Source organism: Micromonospora ureilytica, from assembly GCF_015751765.1.
Classification (GTDB): Bacteria; Actinomycetota; Actinomycetes; order Mycobacteriales; family Micromonosporaceae; genus Micromonospora; species Micromonospora ureilytica.
On the sequence record NZ_JADOTX010000001.1, the window covers coordinates 5,475,099 to 5,494,364 of the forward strand.

Consider the following 19,266-nt stretch of genomic DNA (forward strand, 5'->3'; position numbering starts at 1 on the left):
CCCGGCGTCCGGATGGTGGGACGATGTCAGGGAATCATGACCGGCACGGTTCTGACGAGTCGGCTCAGGCGAGCAGCGCGGCCAGTGTCGCACCGCGCAGCAGCTCGGCGCGGCGTCGCCGGTCCACCTCGCCACCGAGGAACGGCGTCGAGTTCATCAGGCCGAACGCGGCGTGCGCGAGCACCCTCGCCTCGCCGTCGGGCATGCCCGGGTGCAGCGCGGTGAGCACAGTCACCCATTCCTCGACGTAGAGCCGTTGCAGGCGACGGATCCGCCGCCGCGGCTCCTCGGGCAGGCGATCCAACTCGTGCAGGTGCAACGCGATCACCGCCGGGTTGGCCAGCGCGAACTCGACGTGGTAGTCGATCAGCGACTCCAGTACGCCGCGCGGGTCGTCCGAGCGCCCGGCGGCGCGTTCCCGCCCACCGGCCAACAGCCCCTCACTGACCGGAATCAGCGCGGCGGCCAGCATGGCCTCCTTGCCGGCGAAGTGGTGGTAGAGCGCCGGACCGGTGACTCCAGCGGCCGCGCCGATGTCGTCCATCGACACGCCGTGATAGCCGCGCGCCGCGAACAGACCTACCGCGATCTCCAGGATCTCGTCCTTGCGGGACCTGCGCCGGCCCGCACCCGCCGCACCCCGTGCCTGCTGCTCCACCGTCACCGGGCAAGCCTAGACCGCAAGGAGCCCCCGATGGTTGCCGGTCAGTTCCGCCCACCCCGGGCCGGGCCGCCCCTGAATGGCCAGGGGCGGCCAGCACGATTCAGTCGTCCTCGTCCAGGTCGTGCTCCGCGCGCAGAGCGGCAGCCTCCGCGGGCCGATCGAGCAGATCCAGCACCCGAGCCAACAGCCAGGCCGTCTGGCGGACCTGCCGCGAGGCGGCCGGCAGCCCACCGAGTACGCGACGCAGCAGCGGCTCCGCCTCGGCCGGCCGTTCCAGGCGCAGCAGCAGCTCACCGATGAGGGCTTCCACCTGGGCGGCCTCACCGAACGCCTCGATCGACCGCAACCGGTCCGGCACCCCGGTGAGCCGGCCCAACGCCTCGTCCAGTCGGTCCTCCCCGGTGAGCACCCGCGCCCCGGCCTCGGCCGCCAGGGCCAGCTCGTACAGCACCGGCGGCTCAGCCTGCCCGGCCAGCTTCGCCGCCAACCCGTCCACCACCTCGACGGCACGCAACGCCGCGTCCCGGTCGTCGGCCCAGAACCAGGCGTACGTCTCCCGCCGGCGCACGCGCAGCTCGTCCAGCGGCAGGTCACCGAGCCGGTACGCCTCAGCCGCAGCCGCGAACCGCTCGCCCGCAGCCGCGTCCCGATCGGCGTCGTAGAGGATCCCGCCGGCCTCCTCCAGCACCTGCGCCCGGTGCGGAAGGTTGTCCGGTCCATCCAGATTGCTGGCCAACTGCTCCAGCAGGGCCAACGCCGGGTCGATTTCACCAAGCCCGGCGTAGACCCCGGCCAGCAGGTGCCGGCAGCGGTCGGCCTCCGCCTGGGCGCCCAGCCGATCCAGACCGAGCACGGCCTCCTCGGCGACCTCGGCGGCCTCGGCGAGCCGGCCCACCATCCGGTACGCGTTGGCCAGCTCCCACCGCAGGAACGCGTCCCCCTCGGCACCCCGCTCCACGCACAGCGTCACCGCCTCGACGAAGTCGTCCACCGCGTCGACGGCCCGGCCGGCCGACAGCAACGCCCGGGCGCGGGTGACCCGGACCGGCAGCTCCGCCTCCGGCGGCGCCGACTCCAACGCCTCGTCGCAGGCGGCCACGGCGTCCGCCGGATCGTCGACCAGCCGCGCGTACGCCAGGCAGGCACCCGTGACCACCTCGCCGACGCCCAACTCCCGGCCGATCCGGCGGGCCTCGTCGACGGCGGCGCGGGCCTCGTCGACGCGGTCCGACTGCTCCAGCAGGTGCGCCCGGTGCAGCGCGATCCGGGCCGCCAGGTGCCGGTCGCCGCCCGCGTCGGCCGGTACCCGGTCGAGCACGGCGAGCGCGTCCGCCCAACGCTCGCGGTGCAGCAACGCCAACGCCACCCGGTCGTGGCCGGCCGCCCGCTGCCGGGCGTCGCCGAGCCGGTCCAGGACCTCGGCCGCCTCCCGGACCAACAGCAGCCCTTCCTCGCCGTCGTCCTCGGACTTGGTCAACAGCACACCGAGCCGCCCGGCGACCGTCTGGGCGGGCACCTCCTCGCCCGCTTCCCGGTACCGCTCCAGCGCCGCCCGATTCAGCTTGATCGCACCCTCGATGTCGTCCTCGTCGCCGCGCTCCGATGCCCGCAGCGCCAGCCGGTGCGCGGACGTACGGGCGGGCAGCTCGGCGGAGCCGAACCGGTCGTCGAAGGCGGCAAGCGCCGCCCGGAAGGCGACCCGGTCGTGTCGGCCCCAGCTCTCCTCCGCGAGGTCCAGCAGATCGTCCGGGCCGGCGTCGGCGGGCAGGGTCACGGCAGGTCGTTCACCCTTGCCGGGTCGCGCTCGCTCGGCCCGGTCGGCGGACGACGTCGACGCGCCCTGCCCGACGATCGGCTCGTCCCCGACCGGACGGGTCGGGCGGTTCGGCCGGCGGCGGACACTCGCCGACAGCGGCACATGTTCCCCGCTCGCCCGCACGGCCAACCGGCGGGCGATCCACTCGGACTGGTGGGTGGTGCCGTTACGGGCGTCGAAGCGGGCGGCCAGACCGCCAGCGGTCTCGGCCAGCTCGTCCGCCAACGACGCCGCCGACACCTCGGCGGCCGGCCGACCCTCGGCAGCCCGGCGGTACACGGTCGACGGGCCGGCCTGGCGCAGCGCGGCGGCGGCCACCGCCGCGAAATGCATGGCGGCGGCCGGCGACGGCGGCCGGTCCAGCCAGTCCAGGTGCCGCTCGACCAGCTCGACCGCCCGCGCCTCGTTGCCGGTCAGCGTGCAGAACTCGATGTGGTCCGCGATGTCCCACAGGTCGGCGAGGTTGCCGCGCAGCCGGCGGTACGCCTCCCGGTGCGCGTCCCGCGCCTCCTCGCCGCGCCCGGTGCGCAGGTACGGCACGAGCAGCGCGGTGAGGATCGCCTGCGGCTGCTCGGTGCAGCTCAGCCGACCGGCGAGCACCGGCTCGGCCAGCGCCACCGCCTCGGCGTCCCGCCCGGTGTCGGCGAGGTAGCCCACCTGGCTCGTCGGATCACAGCCGGCGCAGTCGGACAGTTCGTCGCGCGGGGTGGTCTGCCAGAGCCGGTACCAGTGCGCGGCGGCCTCGACGTCGCCCACGTGCTCGGCGACCCGGAACCGGTGCTTGTGCACGGCCTGCAGGCTGTGCCCGCCAGCCCGATAGCGCCGCTCCATGTCGTCCAGCACCGCGTACGTGCGGTCCAGTGGCACCTCCGGGAACTTCAGCAGACCGGAAACCATGTACTTGAAGTGCCACAGCAACTGGTGCAGGTGGCGCTGGTGGTAGGGCTGCGGGTCCCGGTCGAACTCGGACAGGCACCAGGAGAAGGTCACGAAGGACTTCGCCGGCTCGCCGCCGTAGATGTAGCCGGTGGTGGCCTGCATCCGGGTGACGAACGCGAGGTGCCTGTCGTCGGCGGCGTCCACCCGACGCAACAGTTGCTCCAGCGCGGCGATCTGCCCCGCCCCGTACGGCATGTCGGCGATGCCGTGCAGCACCCGCCACAGATCCTCGTCGCTCATGCTCACTCCCGTCCCGGAACAGCCCGGCCGAGCAGGCCGAGGAAGGAATCGTTCAGCAGCGCGGCGTCGGCCGCGCGGATCGGATGGTGGCCGAGCAGCAGCGCCTGCCCGTACAGCGCCTCGATGGCGAGACCGACAAGCTCCGGGTCGCTCAGCATGGTCACCCGTCGTACCAGCGGGTTGCGGTGGTTGAGCACCAACTGCGGACGGTCCGGCGGGGCGGTGGCGGCGAGCGCGTCGAGCACCCCGCCCCACAGCTCGTCGGCCCGGTCCCGGCTGGCCGCGAGCTGGTCGTTGAACGCGGCCGACCGGCTGACCAGGTACAGCGCGGGCAGCGAGACCGGGTCGTACGCCCGAATGACCACCTCACAGCCGGACCGCTCGACGGCCCGCTGCGCCGCCGCGAGGAACTGTCGCAACGCCAACTCCACAGGCGGGTCGAGCGCGTCGAACCGGGTGGTGAGGTCGCTCGGCTCCAGCCGCTCGATCAGCACCGAGCGGTCCACCACCGGCAGCCGCTCGATCAGCTCGCTGTCGTACGTGTAGCCGGCGTTGACCACCGCCAGGTCCTGCGCGGCGGCCACCGCGGCGAGCTGACGGAACTCGTCGAGGCTCGCCGCGTAGCGGACCACGCCGTAGCGTTCGCGGAACTCGGCGAGGGTGAGCGTGCCGACGTTGGTGTCCATGGGCCACCACCTGTCGACCAGCCGGAGCATCTCGTCGTCGTGCAGCGCCAGGGCCTTCACGCCGAGGTGGTGCACCTGGAGGAACTCGGCCAGCCGGTGCGGGTCGTGCCGCGCCAGCCGGACCAACCAGCCGCGCACCTGGTCACCGAGCGCCTCCCGGGTCGCCGTCAGCAAGGTGTCCTCATACAGTGCCTCCCGGCTGGCGGTCGGGCGCAGCTCGGTCGCGTCCACCACGCAGTGCGCGAAGAACGCCCACTCCGGCAGCAGCCCGTCGGCGTTCTCGGTGAGCAACATCCGCTTGAGGTAGACGCGGTGCCCGGCGCGGGCCGCCGGGTTCACCGGGGTCGGCAGGATGACGGCGACGCCGGTCAGCCCGGCCTCCGGCACGGAGAGCGGCAGGACGTCGAACGGGTCCACGCCGAGCGTCTCCCGGGCGTACCGGATCAGTGCCGCGCGGTCCAGCGGCGCACCCGGCGTGGTCGGCCACGGCGGTTCCCCGGTGGTGGTGACGACGTCGCCGACGCGGACGGTGACCGGCAGCAGCGCGCCGAAGAGCCGGGCCAGGTCGGTGACTGTCGGGGTGGTGAACCACTGGTCCGCGTCGCGGCGGGGCACCAGCGTGACAGTGGTGCCCGGCTCGGCGCGGGCGGCCTCCGGCGGGGCCACCGTCACCGCGTAGCGACCGTCGGCGTACCCGGTCCAGCGCACCGTGGGGTTGTCGCCGTGCCGGGTGAGCACCTGGATCTCGTCGGCCACCAGGAAGCAGGAGAGCAGGCCGATGCCGAACTGGCCGAGGAACTCGTGCCGGGAGAAGCCCAACTCGTCGCGCTTCGAGCTGCGGCCGATGGTGGCCAACAGCTCGTGCACCTGCGCCTCGGTCAGACCGATGCCGGTGTCGTGCACCCGCAGCGTGCCGTCGCCGGTGCTGTCCGGCGGTTCGATGCGGACCAGCGCCGGCGCGTCCGGCTCGTCCCTACGCCGGGCGGTGATCGCGTCCACCGCGTTCTGGAGCAGCTCGCGGACGTAGACCCGCGGGCTGCCGTAGAGGTGATGACTGAGCAGGTCAACCACGCCACGTAGGTCGACCTGGAAAGTGTGGTCCACGCCTGATTTCTCCCCGGTCCCGATGCCGGCGCCCACCGTACCCATGATCACCGACAGGTGCGGTCCCCTTTACCGGGCGGCTTGACCCTCGACCCGGTCGAACCGGCACGGTCGCCGGCATGACTTCCTCCGCACTGGGCCGGGACTTCCGGCTCCTGTGGTCCGCCGCCGTCTCGTCCCGGTTCGGGGACGCCCTGCGTACCCCGGCTCTGGCCCTGTTGGCCGCGACCGTGACCCGCGACCCCCGGGTCATCGCGGCGGTCACCGTGGCCGCGCAGTTGCCGCCACTGCTGTTCGGCCTGCTCGGCGGCGTGTACGCGGACCGCTGGGACCGTCGGCGGACGATGGCAGTGGTCGACGGGGTACGCGCTGCCGTGGTGGCGGCGCTGGCCGTGGTGGTCGCGCTCAACCGGCTCAGCGTCCTGGTGCTGCTGGTGGTGGCGTTTCTGCTTGCCGCGTTGGGCACCCTCTTCGACTCCGCCTCGTTCGCGCTGCTGCCCTCGTTGGTGCCGCCGGACGCGCTACCCCGGGCGAACGGTCGGCTCCAGGCGGGGTCAGCGGTGGCCGGTGGCTTCCTCGGGGCGCCCGCCGCCGGTGTCCTGTTCGCAGTCGCCCCGGCTCTTCCGTTCGCCCTCGACGCCGTCACCTTCGCGGCGGCGGCCCTGCTCGTGCTGGCCCTCGGTCCACCTCCCGTGCTGGGCCCGGGGACGGCACGGCGGCGCGGCTCGGTGTGGAGCGAGATCGTCGAGGGGCTGCGCTGGCTGCGTGCGCACCGGACCCTGTGGAGGGTCACAGTGCTCACCGCCGCGAGCAACCTGGCGATCAGCGGAATCATGGCGGTGCTGGTGCTCTACGCGCTGGACGTGTTGCGGGTGCCGCCGGCCGGGTACGGGCTGTTCGCCGCCGCCGCCATCGTCGGGGGCGTGGCGGGGGCCCTCGGAGCGGCTCGGCTCGCCGCCTGGCTCGGCACGGTGCCGGCGCTGCGCGCGGTGCTGGCCGTGGAAACCGTGGCGCTGACCGGCTTCGCGCTGGCTCGGCATCCGGTGCCGGGCGGGATCGCGCTGGCCGTCTTCGCCGCCGGCACCGTGGTGTGGAACAGCCTGTGGGCGTCGTACGGGCAGCGGCAGGTGCCGAGCGAACTGCTCGGTCGGGTCGGTGCGGCCCAGCGGATGGTCGGTCTGCTCACCGCACCGCTCGGGGCGGCGCTCGCCGGGCTGGCCGCCGCGTCGTACGGCACCGCGCCGGTGGCGGCCGCGGCGGCGGGGACGTTCGCGCTGGTCACCCTCGCCGCCTGGTGGTCCACGGTCGAGCATGTCCGCCAGGGCGGTGCCGAACGCCACCACGAGCCCCACAGCTCCACCGTCATCTGACAGCCGACCCAACCTTTTCCCACCCCCCGTGCGTCTGCCAGATGACGCGTACAGCGCGACGGCCGGGAGGGGGGCGGATGGCGCCGACGAGGGACGACGGACGCGACGGCTACCTCGCCTTCGTGGAGAACCACCAACACCGGCTGCTCCGCGCCGCCTACCTGATCTGCGGCAACCAGCATCAGGCCGAAGACCTCCTCCAGGACGCGCTGCTGAAGCTGGCGCTGCGCTGGTCCTCGGTCCGCAACGGCGACCCCTCCGCGTACGTGCGGGCCATCCTCTACCGCGACTCGGTGTCCTGGTGGCGTCGCCGACGGCGGGAATGGCTCAGCGCCGCCCCGCCGGACCAGGTGACCCACGACCGTGACGGCGCCCTACGGCTGACGATGCACGACGCGCTGGGCCTGCTGCCACCACGGCAGCGGGCCGTGCTGGTGTTGCGCTACTACGAGGACCTGACCGAGGTCGCCACCGCCGAGGCGCTCGGGGTGACCGTCGGCACCGTGAAGAGCCAGTGTCATGCGGCGCTGCGCCGACTCCGCGAGGTCGCCCCGGACCTCGCCCGCGATGCCCGACCGAGCCGGGGCTCGGCCGATCTGGCCAGCGGTCTGGAGGTGAACCCGTGAACGAGCAGGAATTGCGCCAACTGCTGACCCTCAGCGTCGAGGACGTGCTGCCCAGCCAGCCGGCCGCCACCGGGTGGGAGCGGGCTCGGCGTACCCGGCGCACCCGGCGGGCCGTCGCAGTGGTCGCCCTGGCCGTGGTGCTGGTCGGTGGCGGCACGGTGGCGGCGCTGCGACCGCCCACCGACCCGGCGCCGGCGCCTCCGGTCGGCCCCACGGTCACCCCGACCGTCGACCCCTCCCACGCGGGTCCGGTGCAGAAAGCGCCCGCCGAGCTGACCTACCCGCCCGATCCGTTGGCCAAGCTCGTTGACCCGGCGACCGTGCCGCTCTCCGAGCGACCGGTCGAGCAGGCACTGGCACTGTTCCAGCCGGTGGACGAGGAGTATCACGCCGACGGCCCGGTCCGGGTGCTCGGCAACGACGGCGTGGTGCGCAGCCTCGACGTGGTGACGCTGGCCCCGACCCGGGACGCGAGCGGCAACGAGGCGCCCGCGCTGAAGCCGGGGATGCTGTCGCCGGACGGCCGGTCGGCCGCGTTCGCGCAGACCAAAGAGCTGATCATGATCGACCTCACCACGGCGGCCGTCCGCCGGATACCGCTCGACGGCTACCTGGAGTTGGTGGTGTGGGCGCACGACCGGGTGCTGGTCGGGGGCGACGACCGGACGTACGCGGTGGACCGGGTCACCGGGGTGGCCAGCACGATCGACGTGTCGACCTGGGAGTTGATCGCACCCGACCCGGCCGCCGGCCGCGAGGCCCCGTTGATCGACGTGTACGGGGAGCGGACCAGCCTGACGCTGCGCAGCAGGACCGCCCGGGAGGGCGAGCTCCGCTCCGAACAGCTGGTCAACGCCTCGGCGCTGCCCTCGCCCTACCAGGTCAACGAGTTCTACGGCCGGGGCTGGCTGCACGGCGAGCGCCTGGCGCGGGCAGCCTGGATCACCAACAACGAGATCGACGGTGCCGAGGCTGCCGCCGTGCTGGACGCGCGGACCGGGGCGGTGCTCCACCTGCTCGACCTGGGACGGGAGCGCGGCAAGGGCTGCTGCGAGGTGCTGGGCTGGGACAACAAGGGCGCGGTGCTGCTTCGGCTGGAACCGGCCGCCCTGGCGCGCTGGCACCCGGAGACCGGCGAGATCACCGGCATCGTCCGCGACCTGCGCGGCGTGATCGCACTCGCGGGCTGACCACCGCGGCGGCGTCGCCGCTTGACCCGAAGGTCAAACGGCGAGGCCGGCGGGTCAGTCAGACGGCCAGGCCGCCGGGCTGGTCGCCCTTGACGACGGGTGCCCGGACCAGGTTGCCCCACTCGGTCCACGAGCCGTCGTAGTTGCGCACCTGCGGGTAGCCCAGCAGGTGCCGCAGCACGAACCAGGTGTGGCTGGACCGCTCGCCGATCCGGCAGTACGCGATCACGTCGTCGTCGGGGCTCAGCCCGAGCTGGTCGGCGTAGATCGCCTTCAGCTCGTCGGCGGACTTGAACGTGCCGTCCTCGTTGGCGGCGGACTTCCACGGCTTGCTGACCGCGCCCGGGATGTGCCCACCGCGCAGCGCGCCCTCCTGCGGGTAGTCCGGCATGTGCAGCATCTCGCCGGTGTACTCACCCGCCGACCGGACGTCGACAAGTGGCCGGCCGGAGGCGATGTGCGCCATGACCTGCTCACGGAAGGCACGCAGCGGCGCGTCGTCACGTAGCGGCACCGGATAGTCGGCGCGCGGGCGAGCTGGCTTGTCGCGGGTCACCTCGCGTCCCTCGGCGATCCACTTCTGCCGGCCACCGTCGAGCAGTCGCACGTCGGCGTGGCCAAAGAGCGAGAAGACCCAGAGGGCGTACGCGGCCCACCAGTTGAAGTTGTCGCCGTAGAAGACGACGGTGTCGCCCCGGCCGATGCCCTTCGCGGCACACAGCTCGGCGAAGCTCTCGGCGTCCAGGTAGTCCCGGGTCACCTGATCGTTCAGCTCCAGGTGCCAGTCGACCTTGACGGCACCTGGAATGTGACCGGATTCGTAGAGCAGCACATCCTCGTCGGACTCGACGACGACGAGACCCTCGTCGCCCAGATGCTCGGCCAGCCACTCGGTGGTGACCAGCCGCTGCGGGTCCGCGTACGACTGGAGGCGGGGATCGGGATCGTTCGGCACAGACATGATCCCCAAGGTACGCCGGATCGCCCTCCACGACCGCTGTAACGGGACCGGCCCACCACCCGCACGGGATGGTGGGCCGGCCGGCCGATCGGCGGTCTACTGGTCGCCGGCCTGCGCCGGGTTGCTCGGCGGCGGGTTGCCGACGAAGAAGATGAAGGACGCCGAAGCCGACTGGGTGCCGTTCCGGTCGATGCTCCAGACGGTGAGCATGGTGAGCCCGGCCTTCGTCGGCACCCAGGTCACCGACGCGGTGCCGTCGGCCGCGGCGGCCACGGTGCTGGTCACCGTGTTGAAGCTGTAGCGGTAGCTGACCACGTCGGGCTGGCGTGGGGTGAAGGTGAAGACACCGGGCACGCCCGGCCCCCCACTGGTGCCGCCCTGCCGATAGACCGTCGCGCTGATCTTCGGGGTGGTGGACAGCGCGAAGGTGCTCGTCGTGGTGGCGGTCACGCCGTCGGCGGTCACGCTGGTCACGGAGAGCGTCCGGCTGCCACCCCGGGTGGCGGTGACGGTCAGCGTGGCGGTGCCGTCGGCTGCGGCCTCCACCATCTGCTCGGGGTCGCCGTCCAACTGGAACCGGTAGCTGACCACCAGTGGCATCTGCGCCTGCACGGTGAACGTGGTCGGCACGCCGACCTCGGTGAGTCTGCCAGTGACGATCGGCGCGACGTCGCTGGCCCGGAATTCGTACCGCGCCTCGGGCGACCCGTTTCCGGCCGCGTCCAGGCTCCAGACCACGAGGGTGTTGGGCCCCTCATCCGGGTGGAGCGTGACAGTGGCCGAGCCACCGGGCCGGTCCACCGGGACCGTGTGGACGCCGTCGCTGCCGAGCAGCTCATACCGGAAGCCGACCGCGTCCGGTGTCGCCGCCGCGTCGAAGGTGAACTGCCCCGGCAGCGCCGGGTGCCAGCCGTCGACCGGGAAGTCCGTGGAGGTGACGACCGGCGCGACCTCCGGGCCCTGGAAGTCGGTCCGGAGATAGCAGAGGCCACTCCACTCGCCGGTCGCCTGGCTGTCCGTCGCCCGGACCTGCCACGCGTACACCCGGTCGTGGGTGAGCGTTTCCCGTTCGAAGAGGATGCTCTCCCGATCGCCTTCCCGGCCGTTGAACCCGAACCGCTCGATACGAGCCGTCGGCTCGTCGACCGGCCAGAGCGCGAAGGTGGCGGTCAACCGATCGGTGCCACCGTTCACGTCGACATCCGGGTCGTGCAGGATGGCGGAGAGCGCCAGGTCGTCGTTCTGCCACAACTGGTACGGCTCGGCCGTCGTGCACGGCTCGCCGGAGGTTTGCAGCTCGGTCGGCACACCCGGCGGCTGGTTGTCGCCGACGGAGAGCGCGTCGTTCGCCGCGGCAGGCGCGGCCGTGAGCGCGAGCGTCCCGGCGGCGACCGCAACGGAGAGCCCCATGGCCAGCAGTGCCCGGACCGGTCCTGCGGATGTCGTCGTGCCAGGTATGAGGCTCATCCCCATCCACCTTTCCCCGATGTCCCCGCCTTCCGATCAGCGGGGGCAGCGGATGCTACCGAGGACGGCGGACATCGGGCGACCCCGATTCGACCGGCGCGCTCCACAGTGGAGAAAGCCGGTCCAGTTCAGGCGCGGCGGTGGACGATCCGACCGGCGACCACCGTCACCAGGCAGGTGCCGTCGACGCCGTGCACCGCGAGGTCGGCCCGCCCGCCCGGACGCAGCGTGGGTGCCACGGCGGTGGCCAGCACCAGCATGTCGCTCCGCTCGGCTGCGGCCCGCAGCGCCGGGTCGGCCAGGTGTTCCACAAGCACCGCCGTCACCCCGGTACGCAGCAGCGCGTGCACCCGCTCACGCGGGGTCGGCGCGGGCGGCAGCGGACTGTCGTGCAGCAGACCCGGCCCCAGCGTGCCCGGCCAGCGGCGAACCCGCGCACCGGCGTACGCCGAACTCAGCTCGGCCAGCGGCCCGACGGCCTCGACCCGGTCGCCACTGACCAGCACGGCGTGCTCAGACACCGGCTCGCCATCCCGGTCGCGGCGTAGCAGCGCCGCGGTGTGCAGGGTGAGCACCCTCAGCCGACGAGCGGCCCGAGTTGCGGGCGCTTCGCCGTCACCGTGTCGCCGGACGACCGACCGGTCAGCCGCCGCTTCACCCAGGGGGCGAGGTACCGACCGGCCCACCGCAGGTCGGAAGCGCGGGCGGCCAGCCACGGCGACGGCGCCGGGTGCGGCGGAACCATCAGCCACTCCTCGTCGCAGCCAACCCCGAGGGCGTTCAACACCTGCCCGGCGACCCGCCGGTGGCCGGCCGGGGAGAGGTGCAACCGGTCGGTGCTCCAGAGCATCGGATTGAGGAACGCGTCGTCGGCGTACAAGTCGACCATGATCGCGCCGTGCCGCTCGGCGGTCTCACCGACCGCCTGGTTGAGCAACTGCACCCGGGGAGCGACGAGGCGCTGGCCGGGCAGTCGGGCCATCACGTCCGCGAACCGGAAGAGGAGCACATCCGCGCCGCCCGAGCGCAGTTGCCGGACCACCTCGTCGAAGCGGGCGACAAGCGTGTCCGGGTCGAAGGTGCGCCGCAGCACGTCGTTGCCACCGGCAGCGAAGCTGATCAGATCCGGCTTCATCGCCACGGCGGAGGGCACCTGCTCGGCGACCACGCTGGGGAAGAGCCGGCCCCGGATCGCCAGGTTGGCGTACCGGAAGTCGGGCCCCGCGTCGGCGGCGAGCCGGGTCGCCACCAGGTCCGCCCAACCCCGGAAAGTGCCGTCCGGGTACGCGTCGTCCATACCCTCGGTGAAGCTGTCCCCGACCGCGACAAAACTGCGCCAGCGCACCCGCGCCTCCCTCACGCCTTCGTTGCCTGCGGCGACCAGTCTGTCACCGGAGAGGCAGCGCGTGGTGCCCCGATCCGCCGACGTGTCACAGGTCATTGAGCGACGACCGGGCGGAGCCTGGACACGGCTCCGCGTGGCTGTCGTCGTGCCGAGACGGGTCGGTCCCCTTCCAACCCACCGCCACGAAGCGACCATCCATGGACACGCTGCGGGCGCTCCTTCGGGTCATGGTGCGGTGAAGTTGATGCCCTTGCAGACGTCGCGCTGGTCTCCGGTGGTTGCCGCCCAGGACGCCAACTTCCGACAGTGACCCCCGCCTCGGGACGAATTGGATCGCCGGGCCGGGCGCGCCCGCTCTAGGCTGCGCGGATGCTGCTACGCATGTCGACCCTGTTGCTGCGGACCCTGCGCGAGGATCCGGCCGACGCGGAGGTGCCGAGCCACCGGCTGCTGCTGCGCGCCGGCTACATCCGTCGTGCCGCACCGGGCGGCTACACCTGGCTGCCGCTGGGCAAGCTGGTGCTGGATCGGATCACCGAGGTCGTACGCGCCGAGCTGATCGCGATCGGCGACCAGGAGGTGCACTTCCCGGCGCTGCTGCCCGCCGAGCCGTACCGCACGAGCGGTCGGTGGACGGAGTACGGCGACGACATCTTCACCCTCGCTGACCGGCGCGGGGCCGAGCACCTGTTGGCGCCCACCCATGAGGAGATGGCGGCGCTGCTGGTCAAGGACCTGTTCACCTCGTACCGGGACTTCCCGGTGACGCTGTTCCAGGTGCAGACGAAGTTCCGCGACGAGGCGCGGCCGCGTGCCGGGCTGCTGCGCGGCCGGGAGTTCCTGATGAAGGACGCGTACTCCTTCGATCTGGACGAGGCGGGGCTGCGGGACGCGTACGGGCGACATCGTGCCGCGTACCAGCGGATCTTCGACCGGTTGGGTCTGGACTACGCGGTGGTGCACGCGATGTCCGGCGCGATGGGCGGCTCCGCGTCGGAGGAGTTCCTGGCGGCTACGCCGGTCGGTGAGGACACCTTCGTCGGCTGCACGTCCTGCGACTACGCGGCGAACACCGAGGCGGTGGCCACCCGTGCGCCGAGCGCCGGTGACCCGAGCACGAAGCCGGCCGTCGAGGTGCACGACACTCCGGAGACCCCGACGATCGCGAGCCTTGTGGAGTTGGCCAACGCCCGCCGGTTGGGCGGTCGGAACGGCTGGACCGCCGCCGACACCCTGAAGAACGTCGTGCTGTCCGTCCGTCAGCCGGGCGCCGACCGGGCCGAGCCACTGGTGATCGGGCTGCCCGGTGACCGGGAGGTCGACCTGAAGCGGGTCGGTGCCGCGCTGCACCCCGCGCAGGTGACGGTCTTCGACGAGTGGGCCGACCATCCGGAGCTGGTACGCGGCTACATCGGACCGCAACTGCTCGACAAGCTGGGCATCCGTTACCTGGTCGATCCTCGGGTGGTGACCGGGTCGGCGTGGCTGACCGGGGCGAACGAGCCGGGCCGACACGCGACCGACGTGGTGTGCGGACGGGACTTCACAGCCGACGGCACCATCGAGGCGGCCGACGTCCGCGCCGGCGACCCGTGCCCGGACTGCGAGTCGGGTGAGCTGACCATCCGGCGGGGCATCGAGATCGGGCACATCTTCCAGCTCGGCCGTCGATTCACCGACGCCTTCGCGGTCGACGTGCTCGGGCCGGCCGGCAAGCCGGTCCGGCCGACCATGGGCTGCTACGGCATCGGGGTCTCCCGGGCGGTGGCGGCCGTCGCGGAGCAGCACCACGACGACCGGGGTCTGGTCTGGCCGGCGGCGATCGCGCCGTGTGACGTACACCTGGTGGTTGCGGGCAAGGGCCCGCAGCTCGACGCGGCGCTGGAGCTCGGCGGGCGCCTCGCCGCCGCCGGTCTGCGGGTGCTCGTCGACGACCGCACGCACGTCTCGGCCGGGGTCAAGTTCACCGACGCCGAGCTGATCGGCATCCCCCGGGCCGTCGTGGTCGGCCGCCGACTCGCCGAGGGGTACGTCGAGCTGCGCGAGCGGGCCGGTGACGGGCGCGCGGAGCTGCCGCTGGACGGTCTGGTGGATCGACTCGTCCACGAGGTGCGCCAGGTTCGTGCGAGCCTGGTGTAGCTGCCGCGTCACTGGGTAGTGCAGTCGGATCGGGTGGAAACGTCTTCGGAGGCTCTCATGACCGGTTACCGGGTCAGTGACGTGATGACCAAGCAGGTGGTCTACCTGCCGGCCGAGACCACCCTGGACGAGGCGGCCAGGGTGATGAAGGAGGCCGACATCGGTGATGTGGTGGTCACCGACGGCGCCACCCTCGCCGGCATGCTCACCGATCGGGACATCGTGGTGCGGGCCGTGGCGGAGAACAGCTCCCCTGCGGCCACCACCATCGGCTCGATCGTCACCCGCGAGGTCGTCATGATCGAACAGCACTGCACTGCGGGTGAGGCGGCGGCGCTGATGCGGGATCGGGGCATCCGACGCGTGCTGGTCTGTGACAGTGACCGCAAGTTGGTCGGGATCGTCTCGCTCGGCGACCTGGCCATGCAGCTCGACCCCACCAGCGCGCTCAGCGAGATCAGCGAGCAGTCACCCACCGTGTGACCGGGGCCCCCGCACGACGGCGGTAGCCTCGACGCATGGCTGACATGCCGGCCCGACTGGCCGAGATCGTCGACGAGTTCGCGGACGCGCCGCGCGACCTGGTGCTGGAGATGCTCCTGGAGTACGCGGACGTCATCCCGGCGCTGCCGGAGGGCGCTGCGGAGCGCGAGGGCATGGAGCAGGTGCCCGAGTGTCAGACGGTGTTCTTCCTGCGCGCCCGGGTGACTCCGGAAGGCACGGTGGAGACGCTCTTCGACTGCCCGCCGGAGGCGCCCACCACCCGGGCGTTCGCCGGGATCCTCGCCGAAGGACTGGCGGGCGCGAGCGCCGAGCAGGTGCTGGCCGTGCCGGACGACCTCTACCAGCGGATGGGGCTGGCGCAGGCGATCAGCCCGCTGCGGATCCGCGGCGGCACGGCGATCCTGGGCCGCCTCAAGCGGCAGATCCGGGAACAACTCGGCTGACCACGAGGTTGGCACCGATCATGGAGATCGAGATCTACGCGGACGTCATCTGCCCGTGGTGCTACATCGGCAAGCGCCGCCTGGATGAGGCCCTCGCCAGCTACGAGGGCGAGGTGACGGTGCGCTACCGACCGTTCCAGCTCGATCCTTCGCCGGTGCCGGAGCCCCGTCCGTTGGTGGAGGCGCTGGCCGGCAAGTTCGGCGGCCCGGAGCGCGCCCGGCAGATGGTCGACCACGTGATCCAGGTCGCGGCGGCCGACGGGCTGCGACTCGACTACGACCACGCGGTGATCGCCAACACCTTCGAGGCGCACCGGTTGGTGTCCTGGGCGACCGACCAGGGTAGGGCGGCCGAGATGGTGGAGGCGCTCTACCGGGCGCACTTCAACCACGGGGTCGACGTCGGGTCACGGGAGGCGCTGGCCGCCCTGGCCGGCGAGATCGGCCTGGACGCGGCCGACGCGCGCCGGTTCCTCGACTCCGACGAGCGTGTCGCCGAGGTCGCCGCCAGCCTGGCCGCCGCCCGGGACCTGGGCATCACCAGCGTGCCGACCTTCGTCCTGGCCGGGAAGTACGCGGTCTCCGGCGCGCAGGACGTGCAGACGTTGCTCGCCGCACTCGCCGAGGTCGAGCAGCGCGAATCCGCCGCCCACTCACACTGAGTCACCAACCGCCGGGCGTCCGGCATCGATGATCACGATGTTTCACGTGCAACAACATCGATGCCGATGCCTGGTCAGACCGGCCTGGCCAGCCCTTCCACCACCTGCGCTCCCGGCAACGCGCCCAACGCCGGCCCGGGCAGCGCGATCTTGCTGTGCCGTACGCCGGACCCGACGATCACGTGCGGTGTGGCGATGACCCGCGCGTCCACCAGGATCGGCCACTGGGCCGGCAACCCGATCGGGGTGATGCCGCCGTACTCCATGCCTGTCAACTCGACAGCGTCGGCCATCGGGGCGAAGCTCGCCTTGCGGACGTCCAGCGCCCGGCGGGCCACCCCGTTCACGTCGGCGCGAGTCGTGGCCAGGACGATGCAGGCCGCGTAGCGGACCACACCTTCGCGCTTGCCCGCCACCACTACACAGTTGGCCGACACCTCCAACCCCACCTCGTACGCCGCGCAGAAGGCCGCGGTGTCGGCGAGGTCGGCGTCGATCGGCGCGACCAGCACGTCGTTGACGTCCACGGGAGCGTCGGCAGGCCACTGCGCGATGGCCTCCGCGACCGGCGGGGCGAGCAGATCCAGGCGGGCACGGGCCGGTTCGGTCTTCAGCGTTCCCATCACGGGTGCGATCCTCGCATCCGCGCCGCTGAACCGCCCGGCGGCTCCCCGCCCGCCCGGTGACGCCACCGGTCCGGGCCGGATCGATCCGGCGCTCAACTGCCGGCGAGGAATGCGTTGTCGCGCATGAAGGAGCGGTCGCGGGCAGCCGCCAACTCCTCCTCGCGCTTGGCCTTGGCCCGTTGCAGCTCCAGATCCTCGAACGCGTGCCGGACACCCAGCCGGATCACGCCGTAGAGGAAGACGAAGCCGAAGACGTAGAGGATCACAGTGGTGACGACAGCGAACATGGCGTCACGGTAAGACGAACGTGAACCGTTGTTGCTCTCATTTCCGGCCGGTTCCCCCGTACGTGTCGGTCGGCGCGACAACCCGCGACGGCGTAGAACGGTTCACCCCGACCGGATCAGGTCCAACACGGTCAGCAGCGCGAAGAACGCGATCACGATCTCGTTGACGATCCAGGCGTGCCCCTCGGCCCATTCCCGCATCCGGGTCAGTACCCGCGCCGCCCTGCTCCCCAGCAGCAGCAACGCCAGCAGAGGCAGCGCGAGCAGGAGCACGGTGAGCAGCACGAACGGCACCAGGTGCCACCACGGCAGATCGTGCCGGGCCACACTCGCCCCGACGGTGGCCATGGTCAGGTCGTCGGTGGGCGTCGCCACGAAGAGCAGCGCACCCAGCCGCAGCGCCTGCGGCGGACCGGCGTGCTCGATGCTCCCCAGCCAGCGCGGCGGTCCGGAGCGGTTCCGGCGTACCCAGATCAGCACGGCCAGGATCACCAGCAGGGCCAGCACCACCAGGTCGATGGCGGGGCCGCGATCGACCTTCCCGGCGACGGCGGTGGCGTCGGCGGCCACTCCGCCCACCAGCCGGGTCAACGACCACGCCACCGTCACCCCGGCGGCCACGACCAGCCCCGCGCCCGCGAGGAAGCCCAGCGACGCCGCCCAGGGCCGATCCGACGAGGCCAGGAAGACCGCCACCACCAGCTGCGTACCGGCGACCATGACCACGGCGAGCGGCAGAATGGTCAGGAAGTTCATGGCCCGTCATCCTTCCGGCACACGCAGGTGGGACGCGGCCGAATCCGGGGATCACCCGGTCGGTCGCACACCCCCGCCCACCACGACACGTCCGGCCAGCAGCGCCCCGAGCAGCGCCAGTGCGGCGGTCACCACGAGCGTCGTCGCGTAGCTGGCCGGGCCTGGCGCACTTCCCGACGCCAAAACGGCCCCGGTCAGCGCGAGCACTGTCGCCGCGAAGAGGGAGTCGCTCAGTTGCAGTGACGAGCTGTTGCGGCCCTGCTCACCCGGTGCGGACAACTCCAGGGTGAGCACCGACAACGACGGATAGAGCAGGCCCATCCCCAGACCGGCGATCGCCCAACCGACCACGGCGACGACCACCGGCAGCTCGGGCCGGACGGCCAGCGCGACAGTCGCGGTGCCCAGCGTGATGCAGCTCAGCCCGACGCGCGGAAGACTGGCCCGCGACGCCGGCACCGGCATCCGGCCCTGCAACCAGGAGCCCACCGACCACGCCAGCGCGCCGACCGTGAGGACCAGCCCGGCCGCGGTCGGCGAGAGGCCCCGTTCCCGGGAGAGCATCAGCGGGATGACCACCTCGGCGCCGACGAAGGCCGCCGACGCCAGGCCACGCAGCCCCACGACGGTGGGCAAGCCTCGCGCCGCCCGGAGAAACCCGGCCGGCAGCAGGCGCGGGGCGCAGACCAGCAGACCGACCACTGCGAACGCGACAAGCACCAGGGCGGTGGCGCCGCGCTGCTGACCCCCGATGTGCAGCAGTGCGGCACTCACCGCGGCCCCGCACGCCCAACCGATCCGCGCAGCCGCACCCGCCGGCGGCCTCGTTGCCGCACTTCGGCCCAGCGACCGCAGGCCGGGATGGATCAGCAGCACCGCCGGCACCGCCACCGCCGGCACCGCCAGGAAGACCCACCGCCAGCCCAGGTACTGCACGATCAAGCCGGCGACCGCCGGCCCGACCAGCGACGGTACGACCCACGCCGCCGCGAACGCCGCGAAGATCCGCCGGTGCAGTTCCTGCGGGTACGCGTGCCCGACGATCACGTAGAGCGCCACCGAGAGCAGACCGGAGCCGAAACCCTGCACGACCCGCCCGACGACCAGCACACTCATCACGGGGGCGGTCCCGGCGATCAGCAAACCGACCACGAACCAGGCGACGCCGTGCCACATCGGCCCACGAGGACCCCGGGCGTCGCACCAGATGCCGGAGACCACCATCGCCAGCACACCTGTGGCGAACGGGCCACCGAACGCGATCCCGTAGAGCGCCAGCCCGTCCAGGCTGCGGGCTACTGTCGGCATCGCCGTACCGACCGCCAACGCCTCGAACGCGAGGAGTGAGATCAACGCGACGCTGCCCACCGTCATCGCGCGCAGCCGCGGCGCGAAGAGTCCGGGTGCGGTGGGTGCGGCGGTGACGGTTGTGCTCGGCATC

The 19,266-nt window shown here is 72.4% G+C and carries 18 protein-coding genes; 7 read left to right on the forward strand and 11 right to left on the reverse strand.

All coding sequences use genetic code 11. The annotated features are described in order from the left end of the window. Nucleotides 1–64: 64 nt before the first annotated feature. The 3 genes from IW248_RS25040 to IW248_RS25050 form a co-directional block, all read right to left on the reverse strand. The gene (locus IW248_RS25040) at nucleotides 65–664 is read right to left on the reverse strand and encodes a TetR/AcrR family transcriptional regulator (protein ID WP_196928917.1); all 600 of its coding nucleotides are present in this window, start codon (nucleotides 662–664) and stop codon (nucleotides 65–67) included. Between the two features lie 100 nt (nucleotides 665–764). Continuing rightward, a complete protein-coding gene (locus IW248_RS25045; RefSeq protein WP_196928918.1) occupies nucleotides 765–3,659 on the reverse strand; it encodes a hypothetical protein in 2,895 nt (964 codons plus the stop codon). Nucleotides 3,660–3,661: 2 nt separating this feature from the next. Beyond that, nucleotides 3,662–5,449 carry an HSP90 family protein gene (locus IW248_RS25050; RefSeq protein WP_196928919.1) on the reverse strand — a complete coding sequence of 596 codons (1,788 nt, stop codon included), beginning with the start codon at nucleotides 5,447–5,449 and terminating at the stop codon, nucleotides 3,662–3,664. A gap of 119 nt (nucleotides 5,450–5,568) precedes the next feature. Between IW248_RS25050 and IW248_RS25055 the strand changes: the two genes are divergently transcribed. The 3 genes from IW248_RS25055 to IW248_RS25065 all read left to right on the forward strand — a co-directional run bounded on the left by IW248_RS25055 (nucleotide 5,569) and on the right by IW248_RS25065 (nucleotide 8,635). Next, nucleotides 5,569–6,819, forward strand: coding sequence for an MFS transporter (locus IW248_RS25055; RefSeq protein WP_196928920.1), 1,251 nt, complete (start codon nucleotides 5,569–5,571; stop codon nucleotides 6,817–6,819). 77 nt (nucleotides 6,820–6,896) lie between these two features. Continuing rightward, complete coding sequence (locus tag IW248_RS25060; protein ID WP_124816161.1) at nucleotides 6,897–7,445, forward strand: SigE family RNA polymerase sigma factor; 549 nt, start codon at nucleotides 6,897–6,899, stop codon at nucleotides 7,443–7,445. Then, nucleotides 7,442–8,635 carry a hypothetical protein gene (locus IW248_RS25065; RefSeq protein ID WP_196928921.1) on the forward strand — a complete coding sequence of 398 codons (1,194 nt, stop codon included), beginning with the start codon at nucleotides 7,442–7,444 and terminating at the stop codon, nucleotides 8,633–8,635. The genes IW248_RS25060 and IW248_RS25065 overlap by 4 nt, the downstream gene beginning before the upstream one ends. A 58-nt stretch (nucleotides 8,636–8,693) precedes the next feature. On the opposite strand, the gene IW248_RS25070 is transcribed toward IW248_RS25065, so the two are convergent. From IW248_RS25070 to IW248_RS25085, 4 genes are all read right to left on the reverse strand, one after another. Further along, a complete protein-coding gene (locus IW248_RS25070; RefSeq protein WP_124816158.1) occupies nucleotides 8,694–9,596 on the reverse strand; it encodes a sulfurtransferase in 903 nt (300 codons plus the stop codon). A 96-nt stretch (nucleotides 9,597–9,692) separates the two neighbouring features. Continuing rightward, on the reverse strand, nucleotides 9,693–11,063 hold the full coding sequence (locus IW248_RS25075; RefSeq protein ID WP_196928922.1) for a hypothetical protein: 1,371 nt from the start codon (nucleotides 11,061–11,063) through the stop codon (nucleotides 9,693–9,695). 128 nt (nucleotides 11,064–11,191) lie between these two features. Next, nucleotides 11,192–11,584 (reverse strand): imidazolonepropionase-like domain-containing protein, encoded by a 393-nt coding sequence (locus IW248_RS25080; protein WP_307788214.1) that lies wholly within the window; start codon nucleotides 11,582–11,584, stop codon nucleotides 11,192–11,194. 56 nt (nucleotides 11,585–11,640) lie between these two features. Next, nucleotides 11,641–12,408: an SGNH/GDSL hydrolase family protein gene (locus tag IW248_RS25085; protein ID WP_196928924.1), complete on the reverse strand. Its 768-nt coding sequence runs from the start codon at nucleotides 12,406–12,408 to the stop codon at nucleotides 11,641–11,643. A 369-nt stretch (nucleotides 12,409–12,777) separates the two neighbouring features. On the opposite strand from IW248_RS25085, the gene IW248_RS25090 reads away from it, so the two are divergent. The 4 genes from IW248_RS25090 to IW248_RS25105 are packed head-to-tail and all read left to right on the forward strand — an operon-like array spanning nucleotide 12,778 to nucleotide 16,156. Continuing rightward, entirely contained in the window at nucleotides 12,778–14,547 is a 1,770-nt protein-coding gene (locus tag IW248_RS25090; protein ID WP_196928925.1) for a proline--tRNA ligase, read from the forward strand. Nucleotides 14,548–14,604: 57 nt separating this feature from the next. Continuing rightward, nucleotides 14,605–15,030 carry a CBS domain-containing protein gene (locus tag IW248_RS25095; RefSeq protein ID WP_124816146.1) on the forward strand — a complete coding sequence of 142 codons (426 nt, stop codon included), beginning with the start codon at nucleotides 14,605–14,607 and terminating at the stop codon, nucleotides 15,028–15,030. A gap of 35 nt (nucleotides 15,031–15,065) precedes the next feature. Beyond that, nucleotides 15,066–15,494, forward strand: a complete 429-nt coding sequence (locus tag IW248_RS25100) for a SufE family protein (RefSeq protein WP_196928926.1) — start codon at nucleotides 15,066–15,068, stop codon at nucleotides 15,492–15,494. A gap of 20 nt (nucleotides 15,495–15,514) precedes the next feature. Then, on the forward strand, nucleotides 15,515–16,156 hold the full coding sequence (locus tag IW248_RS25105; RefSeq protein ID WP_196928927.1) for a DsbA family oxidoreductase: 642 nt from the start codon (nucleotides 15,515–15,517) through the stop codon (nucleotides 16,154–16,156). Between the two features lie 74 nt (nucleotides 16,157–16,230). Here the strand turns inward: IW248_RS25105 and IW248_RS25110 are convergent, their stop codons facing one another. The 4 genes from IW248_RS25110 to IW248_RS25125 all read right to left on the reverse strand — a co-directional run bounded on the left by IW248_RS25110 (nucleotide 16,231) and on the right by IW248_RS25125 (nucleotide 19,265). Beyond that, complete coding sequence (locus IW248_RS25110) at nucleotides 16,231–16,779, reverse strand: YbaK/EbsC family protein (protein ID WP_196930356.1); 549 nt, start codon at nucleotides 16,777–16,779, stop codon at nucleotides 16,231–16,233. A 95-nt stretch (nucleotides 16,780–16,874) separates the two neighbouring features. Continuing rightward, nucleotides 16,875–17,069: a hypothetical protein gene (locus tag IW248_RS25115; protein ID WP_124816139.1), complete on the reverse strand. Its 195-nt coding sequence runs from the start codon at nucleotides 17,067–17,069 to the stop codon at nucleotides 16,875–16,877. 102 nt (nucleotides 17,070–17,171) lie between these two features. Further along, nucleotides 17,172–17,825 carry a GAP family protein gene (locus IW248_RS25120; protein WP_196928928.1) on the reverse strand — a complete coding sequence of 218 codons (654 nt, stop codon included), beginning with the start codon at nucleotides 17,823–17,825 and terminating at the stop codon, nucleotides 17,172–17,174. 51 nt (nucleotides 17,826–17,876) lie between these two features. Next, nucleotides 17,877–19,265, reverse strand: a complete 1,389-nt coding sequence (locus IW248_RS25125) for an MFS transporter (protein WP_196928929.1) — start codon at nucleotides 19,263–19,265, stop codon at nucleotides 17,877–17,879. Nucleotide 19,266: the final 1 nt, after the last annotated feature.

Bases quoted from the DNA above. Each gene is read 5' to 3' on its own strand.
- IW248_RS25045 (WP_196928918.1), bottom strand. From the start codon at position 3,659: ATGAGCGACGAGGATCTGTGGCGGGTGCTGCACGGCATCGCCGACATG.
- IW248_RS25055 (WP_196928920.1), top strand. From the start codon at position 5,569: ATGACTTCCTCCGCACTGGGCCGGGACTTCCGGCTCCTGTGGTCCGCC.
- IW248_RS25060 (WP_124816161.1), top strand. From the start codon at position 6,897: ATGGCGCCGACGAGGGACGACGGACGCGACGGCTACCTCGCCTTCGTG.
- IW248_RS25070 (WP_124816158.1), bottom strand. From the start codon at position 9,596: ATGTCTGTGCCGAACGATCCCGATCCCCGCCTCCAGTCGTACGCGGAC.
- IW248_RS25075 (WP_196928922.1), bottom strand. From the start codon at position 11,063: ATGAGCCTCATACCTGGCACGACGACATCCGCAGGACCGGTCCGGGCA.
- IW248_RS25090 (WP_196928925.1), top strand. From the start codon at position 12,778: ATGCTGCTACGCATGTCGACCCTGTTGCTGCGGACCCTGCGCGAGGAT.
- IW248_RS25095 (WP_124816146.1), top strand. From the start codon at position 14,605: ATGACCGGTTACCGGGTCAGTGACGTGATGACCAAGCAGGTGGTCTAC.
- IW248_RS25100 (WP_196928926.1), top strand. From the start codon at position 15,066: ATGGCTGACATGCCGGCCCGACTGGCCGAGATCGTCGACGAGTTCGCG.
- IW248_RS25105 (WP_196928927.1), top strand. From the start codon at position 15,515: ATGGAGATCGAGATCTACGCGGACGTCATCTGCCCGTGGTGCTACATC.
- IW248_RS25110 (WP_196930356.1), bottom strand. From the start codon at position 16,779: ATGGGAACGCTGAAGACCGAACCGGCCCGTGCCCGCCTGGATCTGCTC.
- IW248_RS25115 (WP_124816139.1), bottom strand. From the start codon at position 17,069: ATGTTCGCTGTCGTCACCACTGTGATCCTCTACGTCTTCGGCTTCGTC.
- IW248_RS25120 (WP_196928928.1), bottom strand. From the start codon at position 17,825: ATGAACTTCCTGACCATTCTGCCGCTCGCCGTGGTCATGGTCGCCGGT.
- IW248_RS25125 (WP_196928929.1), bottom strand. From the start codon at position 19,265: ATGCCGAGCACAACCGTCACCGCCGCACCCACCGCACCCGGACTCTTC.